Annotated in this window: 27 protein-coding genes; 7 read left to right on the top strand and 20 right to left on the bottom strand. The window is 31.1% G+C overall.

Annotated elements, in window-relative coordinates:
• Window positions 1-19 precede the first annotated feature (19 nt).
• The 7 genes from ltrA to E0K96_RS03220 form a co-directional block, all read right to left on the bottom strand.
• The gene (gene ltrA / locus E0K96_RS03190) at window positions 20-1,318 is read right to left on the bottom strand and encodes a group II intron reverse transcriptase/maturase (RefSeq protein WP_168081114.1); all 1,299 of its coding nucleotides are present in this window, start codon (window positions 1,316-1,318) and stop codon (window positions 20-22) included.
• Window positions 1,319-1,919: 601 nt separating this feature from the next.
• A complete protein-coding gene (locus tag E0K96_RS03195; RefSeq protein WP_168081116.1) occupies window positions 1,920-3,077 on the bottom strand; it encodes a trans-sulfuration enzyme family protein in 1,158 nt (385 codons plus the stop codon).
• Window positions 3,071-3,883, bottom strand: coding sequence for a Cof-type HAD-IIB family hydrolase (locus tag E0K96_RS03200; RefSeq protein ID WP_168081118.1), 813 nt, complete (start codon window positions 3,881-3,883; stop codon window positions 3,071-3,073). Before E0K96_RS03200 ends, E0K96_RS03195 begins: the two co-directional genes overlap by 7 nt.
• A 112-nt stretch (window positions 3,884-3,995) precedes the next feature.
• Window positions 3,996-4,259 carry a DUF2624 domain-containing protein gene (locus E0K96_RS03205; RefSeq protein ID WP_168081120.1) on the bottom strand — a complete coding sequence of 88 codons (264 nt, stop codon included), beginning with the start codon at window positions 4,257-4,259 and terminating at the stop codon, window positions 3,996-3,998.
• 157 nt (window positions 4,260-4,416) lie between these two features.
• On the bottom strand, window positions 4,417-5,205 hold the full coding sequence (locus tag E0K96_RS03210) for a Cof-type HAD-IIB family hydrolase (protein ID WP_168081122.1): 789 nt from the start codon (window positions 5,203-5,205) through the stop codon (window positions 4,417-4,419).
• Between the two features lie 76 nt (window positions 5,206-5,281).
• A complete protein-coding gene (gene bcp, locus E0K96_RS03215; RefSeq protein ID WP_087297639.1) occupies window positions 5,282-5,746 on the bottom strand; it encodes a thioredoxin-dependent thiol peroxidase in 465 nt (154 codons plus the stop codon).
• A gap of 60 nt (window positions 5,747-5,806) precedes the next feature.
• Window positions 5,807-6,358 carry an SOS response-associated peptidase gene (locus E0K96_RS03220; protein WP_087304403.1) on the bottom strand — a complete coding sequence of 184 codons (552 nt, stop codon included), beginning with the start codon at window positions 6,356-6,358 and terminating at the stop codon, window positions 5,807-5,809.
• 89 nt (window positions 6,359-6,447) lie between these two features.
• Between E0K96_RS03220 and E0K96_RS03225 the strand changes: the two genes are divergently transcribed.
• On the top strand, window positions 6,448-7,029 hold the full coding sequence (locus E0K96_RS03225; RefSeq protein WP_168081124.1) for a hypothetical protein: 582 nt from the start codon (window positions 6,448-6,450) through the stop codon (window positions 7,027-7,029).
• 8 nt (window positions 7,030-7,037) lie between these two features.
• A complete protein-coding gene (locus tag E0K96_RS03230; RefSeq protein WP_168081126.1) occupies window positions 7,038-7,772 on the top strand; it encodes a nucleoside/nucleotide kinase family protein in 735 nt (244 codons plus the stop codon).
• A 13-nt stretch (window positions 7,773-7,785) separates the two neighbouring features.
• Here E0K96_RS03230 and E0K96_RS03235 read toward each other — a convergent pair whose 3' ends face one another.
• The 3 genes from E0K96_RS03235 to E0K96_RS03245 form a co-directional block, all read right to left on the bottom strand.
• On the bottom strand, window positions 7,786-8,193 hold the full coding sequence (locus E0K96_RS03235) for a hypothetical protein (protein WP_168081128.1): 408 nt from the start codon (window positions 8,191-8,193) through the stop codon (window positions 7,786-7,788).
• Window positions 8,180-8,407 (bottom strand): helix-turn-helix transcriptional regulator, encoded by a 228-nt coding sequence (locus E0K96_RS03240; RefSeq protein ID WP_087243620.1) that lies wholly within the window; start codon window positions 8,405-8,407, stop codon window positions 8,180-8,182. Before E0K96_RS03240 ends, E0K96_RS03235 begins: the two co-directional genes overlap by 14 nt.
• A gap of 111 nt (window positions 8,408-8,518) precedes the next feature.
• Window positions 8,519-9,082, bottom strand: a complete 564-nt coding sequence (locus E0K96_RS03245; protein WP_168081130.1) for a GNAT family N-acetyltransferase — start codon at window positions 9,080-9,082, stop codon at window positions 8,519-8,521.
• Between the two features lie 74 nt (window positions 9,083-9,156).
• Here E0K96_RS03245 and E0K96_RS03250 point away from each other — a divergent pair, with 74 nt between their 5' ends.
• A complete protein-coding gene (locus E0K96_RS03250; protein ID WP_087297644.1) occupies window positions 9,157-9,609 on the top strand; it encodes a GNAT family N-acetyltransferase in 453 nt (150 codons plus the stop codon).
• Window positions 9,610-9,675: 66 nt separating this feature from the next.
• Window positions 9,676-10,143: an Rrf2 family transcriptional regulator gene (locus E0K96_RS03255; protein ID WP_087304399.1), complete on the top strand. Its 468-nt coding sequence runs from the start codon at window positions 9,676-9,678 to the stop codon at window positions 10,141-10,143.
• Between the two features lie 6 nt (window positions 10,144-10,149).
• Here E0K96_RS03255 and E0K96_RS03260 read toward each other — a convergent pair whose 3' ends face one another.
• The 3 genes from E0K96_RS03260 to E0K96_RS03270 form a co-directional block, all read right to left on the bottom strand.
• Window positions 10,150-11,787: a glycoside hydrolase family 2 protein gene (locus tag E0K96_RS03260; RefSeq protein WP_168081132.1), complete on the bottom strand. Its 1,638-nt coding sequence runs from the start codon at window positions 11,785-11,787 to the stop codon at window positions 10,150-10,152.
• Window positions 11,788-11,946: 159 nt separating this feature from the next.
• Window positions 11,947-12,369, bottom strand: a complete 423-nt coding sequence (locus E0K96_RS03265) for a DUF1893 domain-containing protein (protein ID WP_168081134.1) — start codon at window positions 12,367-12,369, stop codon at window positions 11,947-11,949.
• Window positions 12,338-12,892, bottom strand: coding sequence for an ECF transporter S component (locus tag E0K96_RS03270; RefSeq protein WP_168081136.1), 555 nt, complete (start codon window positions 12,890-12,892; stop codon window positions 12,338-12,340). Before E0K96_RS03270 ends, E0K96_RS03265 begins: the two co-directional genes overlap by 32 nt.
• A 140-nt stretch (window positions 12,893-13,032) precedes the next feature.
• Between E0K96_RS03270 and E0K96_RS03275 the strand changes: the two genes are divergently transcribed.
• Window positions 13,033-13,653 (top strand): hypothetical protein, encoded by a 621-nt coding sequence (locus E0K96_RS03275; RefSeq protein ID WP_168081138.1) that lies wholly within the window; start codon window positions 13,033-13,035, stop codon window positions 13,651-13,653.
• A gap of 25 nt (window positions 13,654-13,678) precedes the next feature.
• Here the strand turns inward: E0K96_RS03275 and E0K96_RS03280 are convergent, their stop codons facing one another.
• Together E0K96_RS03280 and E0K96_RS03285 are read right to left on the bottom strand one after the other, a co-directional pair.
• Window positions 13,679-14,347 carry an SDR family oxidoreductase gene (locus tag E0K96_RS03280; protein WP_168081140.1) on the bottom strand — a complete coding sequence of 223 codons (669 nt, stop codon included), beginning with the start codon at window positions 14,345-14,347 and terminating at the stop codon, window positions 13,679-13,681.
• 78 nt (window positions 14,348-14,425) lie between these two features.
• Window positions 14,426-14,548: an SDR family NAD(P)-dependent oxidoreductase gene (locus E0K96_RS03285; RefSeq protein WP_168081142.1), complete on the bottom strand. Its 123-nt coding sequence runs from the start codon at window positions 14,546-14,548 to the stop codon at window positions 14,426-14,428.
• A 118-nt stretch (window positions 14,549-14,666) separates the two neighbouring features.
• On the opposite strand from E0K96_RS03285, the gene E0K96_RS03290 reads away from it, so the two are divergent.
• Window positions 14,667-15,209, top strand: a complete 543-nt coding sequence (locus E0K96_RS03290; protein WP_168081144.1) for a TetR/AcrR family transcriptional regulator — start codon at window positions 14,667-14,669, stop codon at window positions 15,207-15,209.
• 1 nt (window position 15,210) lies between these two features.
• Here the strand turns inward: E0K96_RS03290 and E0K96_RS03295 are convergent, their stop codons facing one another.
• Together E0K96_RS03295 and E0K96_RS03300 are read right to left on the bottom strand one after the other, a co-directional pair.
• Window positions 15,211-16,497, bottom strand: coding sequence for a PTS sugar transporter subunit IIC (locus E0K96_RS03295; protein ID WP_168081146.1), 1,287 nt, complete (start codon window positions 16,495-16,497; stop codon window positions 15,211-15,213).
• Window positions 16,498-16,512: 15 nt separating this feature from the next.
• Window positions 16,513-17,124 (bottom strand): AAA family ATPase, encoded by a 612-nt coding sequence (locus tag E0K96_RS03300; RefSeq protein WP_168081148.1) that lies wholly within the window; start codon window positions 17,122-17,124, stop codon window positions 16,513-16,515.
• Between the two features lie 53 nt (window positions 17,125-17,177).
• On the opposite strand from E0K96_RS03300, the gene E0K96_RS03305 reads away from it, so the two are divergent.
• Window positions 17,178-17,846 carry a MurR/RpiR family transcriptional regulator gene (locus E0K96_RS03305; protein WP_168081150.1) on the top strand — a complete coding sequence of 223 codons (669 nt, stop codon included), beginning with the start codon at window positions 17,178-17,180 and terminating at the stop codon, window positions 17,844-17,846.
• An 86-nt stretch (window positions 17,847-17,932) separates the two neighbouring features.
• On the opposite strand, the gene E0K96_RS03310 is transcribed toward E0K96_RS03305, so the two are convergent.
• The 3 genes from E0K96_RS03310 to E0K96_RS03320 all read right to left on the bottom strand — a co-directional run bounded on the left by E0K96_RS03310 (window position 17,933) and on the right by E0K96_RS03320 (window position 20,938).
• The gene (locus E0K96_RS03310; RefSeq protein WP_168081152.1) at window positions 17,933-19,141 is read right to left on the bottom strand and encodes an Nramp family divalent metal transporter; all 1,209 of its coding nucleotides are present in this window, start codon (window positions 19,139-19,141) and stop codon (window positions 17,933-17,935) included.
• Window positions 19,141-19,551, bottom strand: coding sequence for a peptide deformylase (locus E0K96_RS03315; RefSeq protein ID WP_168081154.1), 411 nt, complete (start codon window positions 19,549-19,551; stop codon window positions 19,141-19,143). The genes E0K96_RS03310 and E0K96_RS03315 overlap by 1 nt, the downstream gene beginning before the upstream one ends.
• 61 nt (window positions 19,552-19,612) lie before the next feature.
• Window positions 19,613-20,938, bottom strand: a complete 1,326-nt coding sequence (locus tag E0K96_RS03320) for an MATE family efflux transporter (protein WP_168081156.1) — start codon at window positions 20,936-20,938, stop codon at window positions 19,613-19,615.
• Between the last annotated feature and the right edge of the window lie 58 nt (window positions 20,939-20,996).

Consider the following 20,996-nt stretch of genomic DNA (forward strand, 5'->3'; position numbering starts at 1 on the left):
CTCTACATTTATATCGAAATTACAAACTCTTAAGATAGTAGTTAAGGGGATGGACTAGACCTGGTCTGTCCCCTTTCTCTTTGCCTAGAACTATTGGTGATAATATGAAGTTGACTACATCCAATCCACTTCTTCTGTACCATCCTAATCTTGAATTTGCACATTTATAGATATCTTCTTCGTTAAATCTGCATTTATATTTAATATTTAATACCTTTAGATTTCTATAGATAGTCATAGGTCTTTTCCACTGTTTGATGATAATACATCTTATTTTATGGCGTAACCATTGTCCGAATTTTTCAAGAAATAGCTTTATGCTTCCTATCTTAAAATAGTTTATCCATCCTCTTACTATTTGATTGACCTTTGTAAATGTAATTGATAGACGTCTTGAAACAGCTTGTTTTCTTGATAAGACTACTTTTATCTTCTCATATAAACGTTTCTTTCTATTTTCAGTAGGTCTGCATTTCCACCCCTGACTATCCTTATAAAAGGAAAATCCTAGAAACTCCCCTTTCATTGGACGTACAACTTTTGTCTTCGTGGCATTAACTTTCAAGAATAGTTTCCTTTCTAGCCATGATGTCACTGACTTCATCATTCTATTTGCACTCATTTCGCTCTTCACGAAGATGATGCAATCATCCGCATATCTTACAAATCTTAGACCTCTTGATTCCAGTTCCTTATCAAATTTATCTAAATAGATATTCGATAATACAACACTGATAGGTCCACCTTGTGGGGTTCCGACTGTTGTACTTTTAATAAGTCCTTCATCTAATACACCGGCTCTTAGATATGCTCGTATAAGATGTAACGTTGTTGCGTCATTGACATGTTCTCTTAAGATTGAAATTAACTTGTCATGATTTACCGTATCAAAGAACTTCTCAATATCCAAGTCAACTATCCATTCATACCCTTCATTTAAATAATATAGCACTTCTTCCATTGCCGTATGTGCACTACGTCTTGGTCGGAATCCAAAACTATGTTCACTGAATATTGGCTCATAGATTTGACTTAATACTTGTGCTATGGCTTGTTGAATAACTCGGTCTACAACTGTTGGAATTCCTAATGCTCTTCGCTTACCATTAGGCTTTGGTATATAGATTCTTTTGACCGGCATTGGTCGATACTGTTTATTCATTATCTTATGGATAATTTCCTCTTGATATTGATTAAACCACTCTTCAATTTCTTGTACTGTCATTTTGTCTACTCCCGGTGCTCCTTTGTTCTTCTTGACCTTTTTGATAGCTATCTTCAAGTTCTCCTGACTTAAAATCTTTTCCATTAATTTCATTTGCTGCTCCTCCTCTATTTGTAAATCTATCCGGAACCATCCCAATTACCTTTACCATCTATGGTTACGCTCCATAGTTCTAGGCTATCCTCATATTCGGACTGTCCAGACATTGCTTATAGTGATTTGCACTCTATAAACGTTTCAGTCCTTCAGTATCTCTACCTACTATGACTTCATCTGACTTCTTATGGCAAACCTTTTTCGACCGAGGGTACTATCACTGATTTTAAAGTTTACTAGACTTCCTCGTCCATAAGACCTCCCGGGGTAATTCATGAACCCTCTTTCTTTCACAACGTCCTGATTTACTGTCTTGGTTTTACGTTTACCTTTTGGACTTCGATTTGTTATGCAACCTTATCCACCATTTAGCCTTATATCAGGTTTCTGTTCGTACGCTCGAAAGAATCGCTACACCACTTCCTTCACCCATGACATCACTGTCAACGGCTTGTGGTTCACTACACTTGGCGGTAAATACCCGTGGTTGATTTATCTCCAACTGAATTCATGCCATGCCCGGCACACATAGAAAAAGGAATTGAAATACGCAAGCAGTTTATTTCAATTCCTTTTCTATATCATATAACAAAGATATTTATTTGTAGGCATGATTGAAAGCATTTTGTAAATCTTCTATAAGAAGTTCTACTTCTTCTAATCCAATATACATTCTGATATGTCCAATATCTAAGCCTCTTTTTTTCAATTCTTCCTCGTTGCTTCCTTTCCATACAGGCATAACTAAACTTTCAAAGCCACCCCAACTATAGGCCAAAGTAAAATGTTTTAAAGAATCAACAAATCTTTCAATAACATCTGGGGTTGCATCTTTTAACACAAAACTTAATAAACTTCCATATCCCTTTAAATACTTATCTGTTAAATCAGTAGATGTATGAACCATAGGATGATATATTTTTTTAACATATGGACTTTGTTGTAAAAATTGTATCATCTGTTTAACACTTTGTTCTTGAGATTTTAAACGAACAGGCAATGTTCGTAATCCTCTTAATGCTAACCAGGCATTCATTGGGGACATTGTTGCTCCTAAAAAGATTTGACCAAATTCATTGATTTCATGTACATATTTTTGATTAGAAATGACAACACCACCAACTAAATCACTATGTCCTCCAATATATTTTGAACAAGAATGTATAACAATATCAATTCCATGCACCAAAGGATTTTGAAATAATGGTGTTGCCCATGTATTGTCAATAACTGTGATAATATTTCTTTGTTTCGCAAATTGACTGATCTTCTCTAAATCAAGCATTTCAAACTTTTGAGAAGAAGGACTTTCAAAATAAATCATTCTTGTATTGTCCTTAACAAAAGCGAATATATCTTCAGTAGAAGATACATCAATTTTTGTACTTTCAACACCAAAACGTTTAAGATTTTGAATGAATTTGACAGTTGATCCATAAACAGTATTCACAATGATAATATGATCCTTTTGTTTGACCAAGCTCAATATTGTGGCACTGATTGCTCCCATTCCTGAAGCAAAAACTTTAGCACATTCTCCTTTTTCTAATTGAGCTAGTTTCTCTTCTAGAATTGTTAATGTTGGGTTTTCTCCCCTTGTATATGTATAAGCACTTTTCTTATTCATATTAACATCAACATAGTGTTGAAAATCATCAAATTGAAACGATGATGTTTGCACAATCTCAGGCGCAACACTCTTATATTCTCTTTGTTTTTTTTCTACTGATAAACAAATATTCTCTTGATCTAACATTTTATTTCTCCCTCTAAATATTTTCCAATTCCATCATGTTCATTATCTTCACAAATAGCATCTGCAACTTCTTTTACTGTATCAAAAGAGTTATCCATAGCTATGCCAGTTCCTGCTATTTTTAACATATCTATATCGTTTTCACCATTACCAAAAGCAACAACATTATCTAATGATATATTTTTAATTTGTGCTAACTTCAAAAGAGCCTGTCCTTTTGAAGCATGAACTGGATTAATTTCTACCCAATCTTTTTCTACTCTACATATACTAAAACGTGAAGACATCTGTTTTTGAAGAATTGGTATTTTTTCACTCATCATTGTTTCACTTTGCACAAATGCAACTTTCTTTATTGTAGAAAAAAGATGTTCTGGTATTTCATGAATATCATGAACCATATGTCTTTCTCTATCAATAAAATGGTCTTCCATGATTCCTGTATGTCCATAATCAAAAATATATAAACATGTTTCAAAGAAAATAATCATATCAAAGAAAGATGTTTGTGCTATTTTATTCAAAATCATTAAATCATCTTTTGTGAGTCTTTGTTCTCGATGTAGACATTCTTTTTTTGAATTATAAATCTCTAATCCATTTAAAACAATATAACCACTTTGAGGATATTGATCCATAGCTAACTGCTTGCCATAATACTCTAAGCTACTGATATCTCTGCCACTTGCTAAAACAAGCGAAACACCTTGCTTTTGTAAGTTCATTAAGACTTCTTTTGTATAGGGTAAGATTTGTTGATTTTGTGTTAATAACGTACCATCCATATCCATAACTATCATTTTCATTTACAAATAACCTCGCTTTTTCTTTTTATTTTACAATGATAAAACAAAAAAGCAAGAAAGAAAAAACTGTAATCTTTAGAATTTCAATATTCTATGGATTACAGTTTTTTTATTATTTAATTTCTCTCATTATATAGTTTTCTAATATTGGCTTAAATTGTTTGGAAACCTCTAGGTTGGTTTCTTTACTAATCTCTACCAATAACAATGGATGATAATCTTCATCAATTACAGCATGTGGATTATCTTTTATAATTCTTAAAATAACTTTTAAGTTTTGATCATCAATATTTGTTTTATTACGAGTACACATCTGTTTAATTCTTTTAAGTGTCAACTTCTGTAAATGATGATTAATATCAAAAAGACTAAACATATAACCAACCTCCTTTTCTATTATATATATTATAATCCTTTTACTTTATGTTTTCTATCAAAACAATTGTTTTTCATTTTCTAATTATGAAAATATAACATCACTTTTTAGCGTTTTAGTATATTTTTATCATATATTTTGTAAAAGTATAAATATATCAATCATTTAAAATATCCTCTATCTTCTTTAAAACAGCCTGTTCATCATTAGAACCAATCACTTTATATGCAATGTCTTTAATTGGCTGGACTGCATTTGACATGGCATAAGCATATTTGACTTCCTGCAACATTTCATAATCGTTCATTTGATCTCCAAAGGCTGCACATTCTTCTGATTTGATCTGGTATGTATCCTGTAAAAATTTGATACCTACCCCTTTATGCATGTGCTGATTTTGAATATCCATCCATTCATTTCCTGATGTAACAATCTTAACGCCATCTGGTAACTGTTGACGAATCTCATCTAATAAATCTTGAATATGCTGTTCTTTATCATAGATGGCAATCTTCATAATATCATCATGAATCTCATCATAAGAATCTATAAATGAATAAGCACAATAATATTTTTTAACTTCATTTTTATATGCAAAATAATCTTTTAAAATATAAGCACCTTTTCTCCCACATAAAATGATAAAAATACGTTGGTATTGTGATAAAATATGTACCATTTCTTTCACTTTTTGATATGAAATCACATCACAATGCAATTCTGTTGTTCCTTTCGCAATATAACTTCCATTTTCAGCAATGAAATACATCTGATCACTAAGAGGTAAAAATTTTTGATATAAGCGATAATATTGATTCCCACTCGCTATAACAAACTTTATATTTTTCTCTTTCATTTGATAAAACAAATCTATAAAAGATTTATCAAACTTTTTTTGTGAATCTAAAAAAGTGCCATCCATATCCGTCGCAATTAATCGAATCATTTGTCTTCCTCCCCTTATATGCTTTATTATAAAGAAATTCAAGTCTTGTTTCTAGTCTATAACAAAAAAAACACATCTATAAAGATGCGTTTAAAACTTCTAACATATCATTTGGATTTTGAGCAGCCTTGACTTTTGTATATGCCTTTTCGATAATCCCTTCTTCATTAATCAAATATGTTGTTCTAACAACTCCCATAACCTTTTTACCATACATATTTTTTTCTTTCCATACATCATAAGCTTGTATAGCTACTAAATCTGGATCTGATAACAATGTAAATGGTAACTGATATTTTTCTTCAAACTTTTTATGAGATTTGACACTGTCTTTGCTGACACCTAAAATAACAGCTCCTTTTTTGACAAAATCAGGATATAATTGTGCAAATCCACAAGCCTGTTTTGTACATCCAGGTGTATTATCTTTTGGATAAAAATATAAAATAACCTTCTGTCCTCGATATTGACTTAATGATATTTCTTCACCATTTTGATTTAATAAAGTAAAATCTGGGGCCATTGTTCCAACTTCTAACATCTATCCTTCACTCCTTTGTTTCATCATAATACCTCTGCTATGAAAATGCAATCCATTTGCTTAAAATAAAGATTGCTGTAAGATGCCTGATACAATATGAAAAGGTATTTCACACTGAAGATATTTTTGATAGCTTTGTTGATCAAACCAACTATTGATTTGATGAGGTGATAACATAACTGGCATTCGCGAATGAACAGGTTGCATCACATCATTAGCCTCTTTTGTTATAATAACAAATTCTCCTTGTTTATTATAACAGCCTGCCATCAATAAAATATCTTCCATTGGTTCAAAAGATATCTGATGTTTATGAATATCCCACTCATAAAATCCTTTCGCTATAATAAGACAACGACGATTTTGAATATCTTCTCGAAATAATGTCTTATCTAAAATCGTTTCACTACGGGCATTAATAATCAGTTTTGAATTGATTGTATAGCCCCATTGCATCATTTTTATTTGACAATGATTTCCTTCTTGAATGATGACTGGCAACATCTGATGAGGCCTACAATCTCCTGTCACTTGTAATGATGAAGCGACATCCATCTCCATATCCTTTAAAACTTCATATATCCTTTTAATTAAATAATATCTTCCACACATATTTTTATCTCCAATCTTTTTTTATTATAGCATAGATTCTAGAGTTTTCCTGTATTCTATGAGATAATAGAAGAAAGGATGGTGTCCAAATGAGTGAAACTTATAGTAAAAATTATTTTGAAAAATATGCTGCATTAACATTAGCTACTTTCTTTGATATTGATGAAAAAGACATCTTATTATCAGATCGTCCTGATTTGCGTATTCCTCTTTATCATCATGGCATAGAAGTCACTCAGGCTTTAACACCTGAAGAAGCGGTTGCTGATATGAAAAAACCTTTATATAAAACATTGGATATGACACCCTTTGATCATGATGATCAAAACATTTCTTTTGTTTTTGAAAAAATAGATGATGCTATTGAACGTAAACTTATCAAGTGTAAAAAGTATGAAAGATATTTGCATAATGGACTTTATATTTTTTCTCACTGTCATAATTTATCTCAAGAAAGCTTAAAAACATTTTTAATCCAAAAAGATATTCCTCATGATTTCTATCATTATCTTTTTATCAATTGTGTCACAAAACTTTATTGTTTTGATATTCAAAAACAGACAATCCATTCATTATCTTTTCGTCGTAATGAACTCATCAAGATGAATATACAATCTTTACTCTATGAAAAAACTTGTCATAAAAAGAGAAGAAAAATTATTATTCCTTAGGAGGACTTATGAAAACTTATGAACTTAATGTCAATGGACATCTTATAAAGGCTCAATTTGATGAACAGAATATTCAAAATATATTTATTCCTTTATTGAAAAAATGGACGCAAATGCAAAAAGAAAAGAATCGAAGATTATTGATTCTTTTAGCTGCTCCGCCTGGAACTGGAAAAACAACACTTTCACTATTTCTTGAATATTTATCACAAAATATCTCCAATGTGACACCTTTACAGGCTTTAGGCATGGATGGTTTTCACCGTTATCAAGATTATTTGGATACGCATTATATCATTAAAGATCAACAAAAAATATGCATGAAAGATGTCAAAGGTTGTCCAGAAACTTTTGATGTGGATAGATTCATTAATAAGATAAAAGATATGCAAACAAATGATATTGATTTTCCTATATATGACAGAGTTTTGCATAATCCTGTTGAAGATCAAATTCATATCTGTCAAAAAATAGTTCTTTTAGAAGGTAATTACTTATTGCTCAATGAAGAGAAATGGAAAGATATTCATACTTTATTTGACGATTCTCTTTTTATTGAAGCTCCTATTCAAGAGCTAAAGAAACGCTTGATTCAACGTAAAATGATGGGTGGTAATCCTTATCATTTAGCCAAACAATTCTATGAAAATTCTGATGGTGTCAATGTCAAAAGAGTCCTTAATCATTCTTTACCGGCACATATTCATTTATATGAAAATCATCATATTTATACACAGAAGTAGTATTTCTGTGTTTTTAATTTCTTTTTTCTAAATAAATATTGATAAACAGTGTCCCTAAAAATATAAAGACTAATATTCCAATCAATGTTAAAGATATAATCAGCAATGTGCCAATACCAAATAACGCATAACTCATTAAAAAAATAAAAACCATTATAAATAAAATATAATTCATTATTCTTAAAAGAAGCTGACTTGTTTTCATGATAATGAAATCATCTCTTTCATCATTATATATCTTCAATTCTTCAAAGATGCTTGTAGAAAATGCCTGATAATATTGTATCATTGCATAAAATATACCTACTAGCATGGTTATGAAATAACGATATTCATTAGTCTTCATATAAATAATGAAGGCAACAAAAGATAATAGCGTCATGATAATAGCTATGAAAAAATTTCTTTTATTTTTGATCATGAGATTCTTCCTCCTTTAAATTATCTTCTAAACAACATAATTCTTCAATGGAAACATGAAAGACTTGAGAAAGACGATATGCCAGCATAAGTGATGGGTTATATTGTCCTTTTTCAATGGAAATAATGGTTCTATTGGAAACATGAACCATCTTTGCTAACTGCTGTTGTGTCATTCCCTTTTGAAGTCTAAATTCTTTAACTCTTGTTTTCATAAGCACCTCCAATATGAAGTTTACTTCATATATATTATATATTCTTATTTATAATTATACAATAGAAATATGAAGTTTACTTCATATTTAAAATATATATAAAAAGAAAGTCTAACCTTTCTTTTTATACTCATCTTTTAAAATGGAATAATAACATGCATCTACAATCCCTTGATTATTCCAGTCACTATGTCTCAAAGTTCCTTCATATGTCATGCCACATTTCAACATAACTTGTCCAGAATGTGGATTTAAAGGATCATGATGAGATTGAATACATTCAAAGCCCACTTCATTGAAAAGAAAATCAATGACTCTATCCAGAACCTCACTCATGACTCCCTGATGCCAATATTGGCGTGAAAGACAATATCCAATAACAGCTAAATGAGTTTTCTCATTCACTTCTACAACTGATATATTGCCAATAGGTAAATGATCATAATCCTTGATAATAATAGCCCAATTATAATAATTCAAATTCTGATATTGTTTAATCCAATCGTCTAAAATCTGTTGTGTGACTTGAATATTCTTATGTGGTTTCCAAGTTAAAAAATGTGTCACTTCTTCATCACTTGCCCAACGTTCAAACATTGCTTTGGCATCATCTTTTTGAAACGGACGTAAAATAAAACGCTGACTCTCTAATTGCTTTGTTCCTTGATGTAACATATGATACCTCCTTGATTTTTATTAATAATCATAATATCATATTGACAAATAGAAATAAAGATTGGAGGATTTTTATGATTAGAGAAGCAACAATACAAGACTTAGCAAGTCTTAATCATTTATTATTTCAAGTTAATAATGTACACGCTGATGGACGACCTGATTTATTCCAACATGGAAGTAAAAAATATACAGATGAACAACTTATCCAAGTCATACAAGATGATACAAGACCAATCTTTGTTTATGAAGATCATCTTCATCAAATCCTTGGATACGTCTTTTGTATAGAACAACATCATTATGAAAATAAAAAAACACTTTATATTGATGATTTATGTGTAGATGAAAAATGTCGTGGTCAGCATATTGGAAAACAGCTTTATGAATATGTTTTAAACTATGCGAAAACGCAACATTATTATCATGTGACGTTAAATGTCTGGTGTTTAAATGAATCAGCAATGAAATTCTATGAAAAATGTGGTATGACGCCTTTAAAAATCATGATGGAACAAATATTGTAATTGTAAACATTGACATTACATCAAATGCCCTATATAATCAAAGCAGAAAAGAAAGAGGGAGTAGATATGCAAATTTCAAGTCGTTTTACTATTGCTGTACATATTTTTTCTTGTATCGATACTTTTGAAAAAGATACCAAAATAACAAGTGATTTTTTAGCTGAAAGTGTCAATGTAAATCCAGTGATTATTAGAAAAATATTATCTCAGTTACGAAATGCTGGTCTTGTTCATGTGCAACGTGGTAGTGGAGGTGCCTCGATAGCTAAAGATCCAAAAGATATTACATTTTTAGATATTTATCATGCTGTTGACTGTATTGAAAATGGTGAATTATTTCATTTTCATGAAAACCCTAATCCACAATGTCCAGTAGGTAGAAATATTCATCATATATTGGATAACAAATTAATACAAGTTCAAAAAGCTTTAGAAAATGAATTGAAAAGCATCACACTCGCAGATATTATCAAAGATACTCAATATTATATTCAAAATGAAAAAAAGGAAAATGTATCAGAATATAATGAATAAACATCATTATATTCTTTTCTTTTCCTCAAATGTTTTTTGAATTTGTTTTTGTAGCTTCAATAAACGCTGTTTATTGACTTTACATACTTGACGATCATATGTATATAAACCATTGATTTCATCTTCTATATCTGATAATTGTGTATAAATACATCCACATAAGCCATGATCAATAGATGGTAACACCATTTCTTCATACATTTTTATCATCTGATCCGTTAATTCTTCTTCACTATGGGTTGTTCCATAACCATAATGACGAGAAGAATAGACATGCTGATCAACAATTCTTGTATAACCACCACATTCACTTAATAATATAGGTCGATTTTGTTTATTTTTTAATACCTTGTTTCTAAAATAAACATGTTCACTTTGAACATCACTTAATTTTTGATGAAACCATCCAGAAGTGGCATCATAAAAACGAGATGAATCATAGTCTTGACATAATTGATACATGTCATCAGCTTGAATTTGACCCCATCCTTCATTAAAAATAGTATATCCAATAATACAAGGATGATTATATAAATGCTTCAATGTGTCCAACATATGTTTTTGAAATATATATTTTTGAAGCTGTTTCCCTCTTACATGATCCAAGCGATATTTGAAACCTAAGTTTGGTAAAACTGTATCTCTGATATAATGATATTGCCCATTATTAACATGATCTTGTATGACTAACATTCCAAGTTGATCACAAGCAAAGTAAAATGCTTCAGGTTCAACTTTAATATGTTTTCTTAAACAATTAAATCCTAATTCTTTCATTCTTAAAATATCTTTTTCATACTCATCCATTTGATGAGGCAAATATAATCCATCATGGAAGTACCCCTGATCTAAAACACCATGTATAAATATAGGCTTTCCATTTAATAGAATATCCTGATTTTTAACCTCTACTGTTCTTAAAGCAAAATAACTTTCTACATGATCATTATCCGTATCTATAAATATTCTATATAGATATGGATTTTCTGTAGTCCATAAATGACGATATGAAGATGGTATGTCTATATCAATATCTTTATCATGAAATGTTTCTTTTAAAAATAATTCATCTGCGACAATACTGACTTGATAGTGATCAGCTGTTGTTTCAATATGAAGATGTATCTGATCTAAAGATGGGGTTATTTTTAAATCTTGTATGTAATGTGATTGTACAGCTTCAAGCCAGACAGATTGCCAAATACCTGATACTGGTGTATACCACATACCACCTGATTTTTCTTTTTGTTTGCCATAAGGATAAAGATCAGATAGCTGATCAGTGACTTGAACTTCTAAAAGGTTTTCTCCATCTTGAATAAACGATGTAATGTCAAACCAGAATGGCAAATATCCACCTTGATGTTCTCCTACACATTGATAGTTTATAAAGACTTTTGCGATTTGATCCACAGCACCAAAATGCAAATGAATACTTTTTTCTTTTCCAAGCATAAGATCATCTAATATAAATGTCTTTTGATAATGAAGATGTTCACCTATTTCCCCTTGATAACAAGACAAAGGAGCTTGTGGTGGATAAGGAACTTGAATAGTCTGCTGGTTTAATAACCATTCTCCATCTAATGATTGAAAGCTTTCTCGATATAATTGTGGACGAGGATAGTCATATTTATTTTTCATATGAAACAACTCCTTTATATTTCTATTATATAATAGATATGTTTTGTCTGAAATCATTTTATACGATATTATTCACAAAGAATGATTATCATGACATGAAACCTTACTATGAGTGATGTCGTCTATATGAAAAAAGCATCCAAATGCGATGCTTTTACATTATTGTTTCATTAATTCACTTTGTTTATGTTTTAAAGCTATAAAAGCTTCATCTAAATCATTCATATCATAAACAGTCTTTTCCATAGGACACATACCATCATGTGTTCTATTGATAATATAAGGAACAACTTTTTCACAATCATAACTGATATGATAATATTCTAATATTTCTTTGGCTTTTTCACTTAAGACATAGGCATAAATGTATTTCACTTTTGATAAAATCAGTAACATTGCAGTTGCTTTTCCAATGACTTTATCAACTACGATTGCATCTTCAAAATAATATATATCTTCCTTCATAGGATTTATAATAGGTCCTATGCCATGAAGCTTTGATGTATAGATTTCTCCCTGTCTATCAGCAATTAATGATAATCCTTCTTCGCTAAGCTTTTTTTGCAGTTGCTGCAACTTCATCAAAATATCCTCCCTTAACAATCGCCATGACAATAGTTGGTACAAAAATCAATTGAATAATAATACCTGGAATACCCGTTGTTGTTGCTGCAATGACAGCAGGAATACCTCCAAGAGGAATGCCAAAAATGTATGTTGCTATAGAAATCACAATACCATAAACAACTCTACCAGCAATCATCGAAATAATAAGTGCTGATAATGCTCCAAACTTTTGTTTAGAGAAATGGAACTGATGGAATAAAAGTCCACTCATCATTCCATAAGTGGCAAGTTCACTCATCATAAAAAGAACACGATCCGCAGAAGGCATTCCAGTCACAACAAAGCTTGTCAATGGAGCAAAAATCCCTAAAAACAAACCATAAATAGGACCTAAAAGCATTCCCCCTATAAAAACTGGCAAATGCATTGGTAAAAAAATTGATCCTGCCTGTTGCATACCAATAATATGAAAAACCTGTGGTAGTAATAAAGATATGGCTAAACACATAGCACCAAATGTTAATTTCTTTGTTTTCACGATAAAACCTCCTTGTTATTCTATTCTATCATAACCCTAAAGTGAAGTTTAGAGTCAATCATTATTTTTTAAAATTTATATCTGTTTTTTTCTTTCATATACATAACTTTTATGCTATACTCCATGATTGAGGTGAGGTTATGAAAAGACTATACGAATATCTTGATTGTATACATCAGGAAGATATCCAACTCTATGTCGAACAAATGAACTATGATGAAGATATGTTATTGACTTTTAATCAAGGTATTGAAGAATTGAAAAAAATGACACCTATTGAAAATGATAATGTTATTTTCTCATTATATAAAGATGTTCTTTTTGTTCAACCTAATCAAGACAATCCTTTTATAATCAAAAAAGAAGAATATGTTTTTTGTAGTCCTCTGTACTTTGTTGAAAAAATGGATTTATCGCAACAGTTCACCTTAAATACAATCAATCAGCAACAGGCATTAGGTGCTTATGTGGTGGTTGATCAGGATTATTCTTTATCACATATGATTTTGATTATTATTGATACTTTACTCAATGACTTTAAAGATCAGATTCAAAATCAAATTCAAAAAATGATAAACGATTTACAAATGCAATTTCCACAGGCTACTATATCTGCTGTGAATGTGATTGCTGATCAAAGCATTCCTCAAGATCATCAAATTCAACAAATGGAATCTCAAATCATTGAAAAACAGGTGGATATGAACCAAGCTTTTGAAAAGAAAACAAAAGAATACTATCAAAGTATTTTATATAGTTAAAAACACTAGGTCGTGGCCTAGTGTTTTATTGTTTCATCATATATTCTAAAATACCTTTTAAAGAAATAACTTGTCCTACGGGTTTAATACCTGCAACTTCTTCACTTGTTTGGGCATAGTCTACAATCAAATGTTCACCAGAAATATATGAAGCCATATTACTATTTAAAAAGACAATTGGCATTGCCATTTCTTCACTTTTAGCTAGACGTTTTGCATAACCACAATGTGATAATAACGCTTCTTCTCCACCAGCCATTTGTGTAAACTCATCTTTCATACCTGTATCAGTAGACCCTGGTAAAACTGCATTTACTCTTATGCCTTTGACTGCAAAAACAGATTGGAGTTGTACTGTTAAATAATTCATAGCTAATTTACTAAATGGATAACCCATTGTTCCTGGCATTTGTGCCATTCCTGTTTTCTTTAATGCTTCTACACTTTCCTCCCAGCTTTTAGCTTGAAGTACAGGCATGAAGACTTCCTTATTATCGTCTCTTTCCCATCCATTGCCACCTGTTGAAGTCATAAATGCAATCGTATCACCTTTTTGCATTCTATGAATTAAATATTCTTCACAGATATATTTATTTGCCAGTAAATCAATTTGACATGTTGTTATAAAGTCATGTTTAGATCCTGATACCCCAGCAATTCCAAAAAATGAATGAATATGTTCAGGAATATTCATAAAAGCCTGATCAATAGATTCTTTTTGACTTAAATCAACCTGAATTTGTTTTTCTATCCCTTCTACTTCAACTTTTTGTCAATCTAACGCATAAACTTTTGCTCCTAAATCCACTAACATTTCTGCTGTTGCTTTTCCCATACCTGAAGCAGCTCCTGTCACCACAACAACCTGATCCTGATAACCAAAATAATCTTTCATGTTTTTTACCTCCTGAAAAAACTATAAAACTTTTACTTTCTTTTATCAATGATTCATAGATAATAAGGACACTATTACTCTTTTTGTTTCTATTTGATATAATTAAAGTGGTGATTCTATGAACAAATCTGATTATTCTAAATATCAAATAACGCAAGCATTAATCAATTTATTACAAAAAACGCCTATTGAAAACATCACAATCACTTCCCTAGTCACAAAAGCTAAAGTATCTAGAAATGCCTTTTATAATAATTATCAATCAATAGAAGATGTTTTAAAAGAAGTTTATCAACAGGCTCATCAAAAGACATTCCAACATAAATATAAAGATATCTCTTATTTTACAAGTGATGAGGCTATTTTAGACTTTATCCACTTTTTTGATGACAATACTGCTCTTTTATTAGCTTTAAATAAATGGGATTTATTACCCTATATATCTAAATACAATACTGATTGTATACTCCAAAGTTTAAATCAATCAAATAACTCTTTTGTTCATCAATATAAAGAATACTTTATGATTTATTATACAGTTTCTTATTTCCAAATCTGTTATTATTGGATTTTATCCAATAAAAAAGAAACAGCTTTAGAACTGTTTCAAATTATTAAACAATTACAAAATCAACAATTTGAAAAGAGAAATAACTCTTAGATTATTTCTCTTCAACACCTTCTTTTTGAGCTATTGATTTTTCATAGACTTTAAAGAATGGATAATAAACAAGCATACTAATCACGATTAATACACACATGAAAATAACATTTCTTATATCTAATGCTGATAAGAATCCTTGTGCAAAGAATGGTGTAAATGAAGGATCAACAATATATCCCATGCTTACAAAACCAATGCTTTGAACAAGATATCCTAAACCAATAGAAATACATGGCATTAAAACAAATGGTATAGCTAAAACTGGATTTAATACAATTGGAGCACCAAAAATAACTGGTTCATTGATTCCACAAATACCTGGGACTAGACTTAAACGACCAATTGTTTTTAAATGTTTCACATGAGAAAAACACATTAATAAGACAAGACCTAAAGTGTTTCCTCCACCACCCAATACAGCATATCTATACATCTGTAAGTTCATGATATGTTCAGCACTTTGTCCAGCATTGATTAAATCGGCATTCAGTCCAGAGTTTGTAATTCCTAATGTGAACACAATTGGGAAAATGATAGATGATCCATTGATCCCAAATAACCATAAAATATTAGAAAAGGCAAAGATTCCCATATAAGCCCAAACATTATCAACACCTGAAATAGCTGGTGTTAAAATACTCATAACAAACTGTGGTAATGATTGACCACTAACACCCATTAAGACAAGATTTAAACCATAGATAATGATAATATTAGCTGCTAATGGTAATAATGAATTCACAAAGTTTGTGACTGCTGTTGGTACACTTTCTGGAAATGTAAAAACAATTTTATTTCCAACAACACGACAAATTTCAACTGAAATTAAACCAATAATTAATGCGACAAATAAACCATCTGCTCCTAGATAAGTCATTGATAATTGTCCATCAGTAACAGGAGCAGAAATCATAAGGAATACACACATAGAAATAATTCCATTGATTGCTGGTTTCATTTGATAAGTTTCAGCTAATGAATAAGCAACTCCAAATGCTGTCACTAAACCAATCAATCCCATAGTCATTGTATATGGAATAGTAATAGTATTATAATTCGCTACTGCCCATTGTTTCCAGGCAATCATCGCTTTTAGGAAAATATTTCCTGTATTCATATCCACGATATCTAAATTAATTGGTGGATTGGCGATAATTAAAAATATTGATCCTACAACAATCAATGCAAGTGACATCATCATCCCATTAGAAATAGCCTGTAAATGTCTTTGATTTCCTAGCTTATTTCCAAGTGGTGATAATAACTGTTCTAATCGACTAATCATTTTTTACTCTCCCTTTTAAAATTGCCATCCATTAAATGTAAATGCTGTATCCACAACATTTTCTGGATCATATTCTTCTAAGATTTTGGCATATCTTTCTTTATAATCATTATCAATTTCTTTTTGTGGATAAACACGGCTCGCTTCATTTAAGAAATGGAATGAATCTCTTCCCATTGCCTGTCCACGTTGTGTATGTTTATCTAATGCATAATCAGGAATTTCTGGTAATTTCCCCATTGCAAAAGATTTGATACAAATATTTTTCAATAAATCACTTGAACGATCTTTTTCAGATTGGCACATATATCTAATGGCATGAATGAAATAGATAGGTCTATCTCCATCAGCATAATCAAATTCTCTACTCATCTGATATAAATTATTCACAACAACAGCTGCCATTGGATTTCCCATACCAATATCTTCTACTGAAATTGTTAATAATCTTCTCCATAATTTTTCTTCTAATTGAGGTGATGAAATATAGAGTTCATAAGCAAACATACACGCTTGTTCTTCTAAACCTCTACGAATAGATTTCTGTAAAGCAGAAATGACTTCATCTCCAGCATAACCATTTCTTGTTGTAATTTTTGACCATGGGTCATACATTTTTTTAGCCATGAATTCTTGCTCCTTTCTTTTGAATATGACATAATTGTTTTGGAGGTGTTTTTATGAATATTGAGCATTTATCAGAAAAATTTGAATTGAATAATCTAGAGAAACAAATTGTGAGTTATATCCAAGAACATCTTATTGAACTCAAGTCAATTGGTATACGTCAAATGGCAAAAGATAACTATACCAGTACTTCTACTATTTATAAACTCTGTAAAAAGTTTGGTTTTGATGGTTATAGTGATATGATTTATCATCTGACATCTACCAAGGATAATCATACTATCAACTATCATGAACAATATCGTTCTTTTTATCAACAATTCCATTCTTTACTCCAAGATCATTCTGAACGCATTATTGTTTTTGGTTTAGGCTTTTCCGCTCCTATTGCTGAATATATGCAACAACGTTTAACCCTTTTAGGTTATTCGGCAATGTGTGTTGTCCATATGGAAATGTTTAGTCAGCACTTTTTTGATAATACCATTTTTATCGTTGTATCTTATTCAGGAAAAACACCACGCTTAAACGAAATGATTGAAACGGCTTATCATAATCATGTTCCTATTATTAGCTTTATTGGTAATCCTCAATCCCCTATTATTCAGCTTTCTACATTACCAATCGTTATTGAACAATATGACTCATTTTCACATGATTTAAATCGTCCTAATACCTTCTTTGGCGAAGCTATTATTGCTTTTGAAACATTATTATTTTAAAGCCGACAATATTATACAAATAACACCAATAAAATTATATTAATTTACCCAAGAAAAAAACATGTTATAGAATTTATAACATGTTTTTAAATAATCTTGATAATATTTTGTATACATAAAACAATCGTAATGAACAATACCATAATACCAGCTAAATTACTTAAAAGATGATTGCGATATTGTCCAAGTTGGGGATGATTCATACAATACATCAAGAAAATAGCCATAATGGGTAAAATAATAGCATTCGCAACTTGTGCAATCAATATTAATTCAGTTGGTGTTGACTGATTAACAAGAATGAAAAACATTCCACATACAATGACTATAAACCAGATACTACGGAATTGTATAGATTTCATATCTTGATCAATTCCTAAAATACCACATGTGGCATACGCTGTTGCAAGTGGGGCAGTAATTGTTGAAGTCAATCCAGCTGCAAATAGACCAATACTAACTAAATAGCTTGCAAAATTTCCTAAGATTGGCTGCAATGCTAATGATAAATCATTGGCACTTTCTATCTCAATACCTGCACAATTGGTTGCCGAAACAATCACAATACACATAGATACAATCCCACCTAATCCTATAGACAAAACAGTATCTAATCTGGCATCTTTGAGATCTTCTTTATGCTGCCAGCGTTGGGCAGCACTTGAAGAATGTAAAAACAAATTATAAGGAACAACTGTTGTTCCAACAAGGCCAACGACACTTAACCAGTCTACATCATAAAAACTTGGTATAAAACCAGCAATGATTTGACTCCAATCTGGTTTTGATAAAAAAGTCGTTAAAATAAAAGTAAAAGCCATCACAAAAACTAAAGCCGTTAAAAACTTTTCAATATACTGATAACTTCCAGAAAATAATAAAATCATAGCAATAATTCCCATAACAATGGCAATGGATGAAATAGGGACATGAGGAAGCAATGTTGCTATACCCATAGCACCTCCTGTCATATTACCTGTTTCATAAGCAATATTCCCTACAAAGATAGCCATCACAACAATGACTGATACTATGGCTTTAATTGTGCGAGAAGAAATTTTCTCACGAATGTTTTCACCAAATCCCATTTTTGTAACAATGCCTAATCTGGCTGCCATTTCCTGAAAAATAATTGTTGCAATTGTCGCAAATAATAACACCCACAATAAAGTATATCCATAACTTGCCCCTGTCGAAGAACAAACTGTGATCGTTCCTGGCCCAATAAAAGCAGCCACAACAATGGCTCCTGGTCCAATATTTTTTAATCTATGTAACCAGTTTTTCTTTTCCATTAGATTAAAATCCCCTGACAATGATCTATTTCATGTTGAATAATCTGGGCTGTTTGTTTATCAAAAGTCTTGATTTTTGGGCGAAAGTCCTGATCTAAATATTTCACTTTTATTTTTTCATAACGTTTTGTTTCTTTCAAACCTTCATGACATAGACATCCTTCCTGACAGGTATAGAGTGGTTTATGTGCCTGTATCATCTGCGGATTGATCAACACAAGATATTGTTTTCCATCATAGACAACGATAATATTTTTTAATTCACCTATCATATTAGCTGCTATGCCAACACAAGTTTCATGAGCCTGAATGGTATCTAATAAATCCTGAACAACAGGTAAATCTTCCTTTGTGGCATCTATTGATTTTTGTTGTAAAAAAAATTGATCTTTTACGATATCTTTGATCATATGATCGCCTCTTTTCTATTATCTTTATTTTATAAAAAAAATCTTCTCATCACAAGAAGATTTAAATAACTTTAAACTTTGTCCATTTTTTTGAACGAAAGCGAATATAAAAGATAATCCCTCTCATTGACCAATCAAGACACATGGCTAAGGCAATACCAATGACTCCTAGGTTCAATCCTATCGCAAAGATCAATGAGAAAATTAATCTTCCTAAAACTGTTGAAGCAATGGAAACAACCATTGTATATTTGACATCACCAGCAGCACGGAGTCCATTTGATAATGGTCCTGAAAATGGAAAGGCAACAGTATTAAAAACATTATGAATGAAGACAAGGATAATAACCAATTGTCGTGTTTCTTCTGAAACCTGATAAAATTGCATAAAAATAGGTGTAATGATAAAGACAAGAACATTCCAGATAATAGATAACACAAGTGTTAATTTCATCAGTTTATAAAAATAATACTCTGCTTCTTCCACCTGATTGGCCCCCATACACTGCCCAATCACAGTTATAAAGACTGGACCCATCGCTGAACCAATTAAAGCCGCTAATGACCAGATACTTTGAGCAATTCCATTCGCTGCAATCTGATAAGTTCCAAATAAAGCGACAACACTGCTTAATGCAACTTTAACAAGCTGGAAAATACCGTTTTCAATTCCATTAGGAATCGCAATATTTAAAATTCTTTTTAACATAGGTCCATCCCATTTCAAAATCCATTCTTTACTGTAATGAGCAAAACGGCTTTTTGAAAAACAGAGAACTGTAATCGCAACTGCTGAAAAAGTTCTTGCTATTAAAGAAGGATATGCAACGCCAGCAACTCCTGCATCCAAAACAAAAACGCCAATCAGATTTCCGACCACATTAATAACATTGGAAATCAAAGAAATATACATTGTTGTACTGGTTTTTCCAATACTGCGATAAAGTGCCGCTCCAGCGTTATAAATAGCCAGGGCTGGATAAGAATAGGCTGATATTCTTAAATAAGTTACACAAGCCTCCATAACAGAATTTTCAACTTTTCCAAATAAAAGCGTTAATAATGGACGATTAAATATCAATGTTATAATAGCTATAATAATAGAAAACACAGTAGAAAACATAAGCAACTGGCTGGATGACTTCACTGTATTTTTTTGATCTTCACAGCCAATATACTGACTGATGATAACAGCACCACCTGAGGCTAATGCTGTAAACAGATAAATAAAAATTGTATTAAACATATTGACCAAAGAAACACCAGATACAGCCGCCTCTCCCACAAAGCTGACAACAAAAGTATCTGCTATCCCTACTAGCATAACTAATAATTGTTCGAAAAAAAGTGGAACAATCATTTCTTTTAATGCACGATTTGAAAACATATCCCCACCATCCTTTGACTTTTCTATTATATAAAAGTCTTTTTTTAATGTCTAATAC

The sequence above is a fragment of the Massilimicrobiota sp. SW1139 genome (assembly GCF_012027715.1).
Taxonomy (GTDB): domain Bacteria; phylum Bacillota_I; class Bacilli_A; order Erysipelotrichales; family Coprobacillaceae; genus Allocoprobacillus; species Allocoprobacillus merdigallinarum.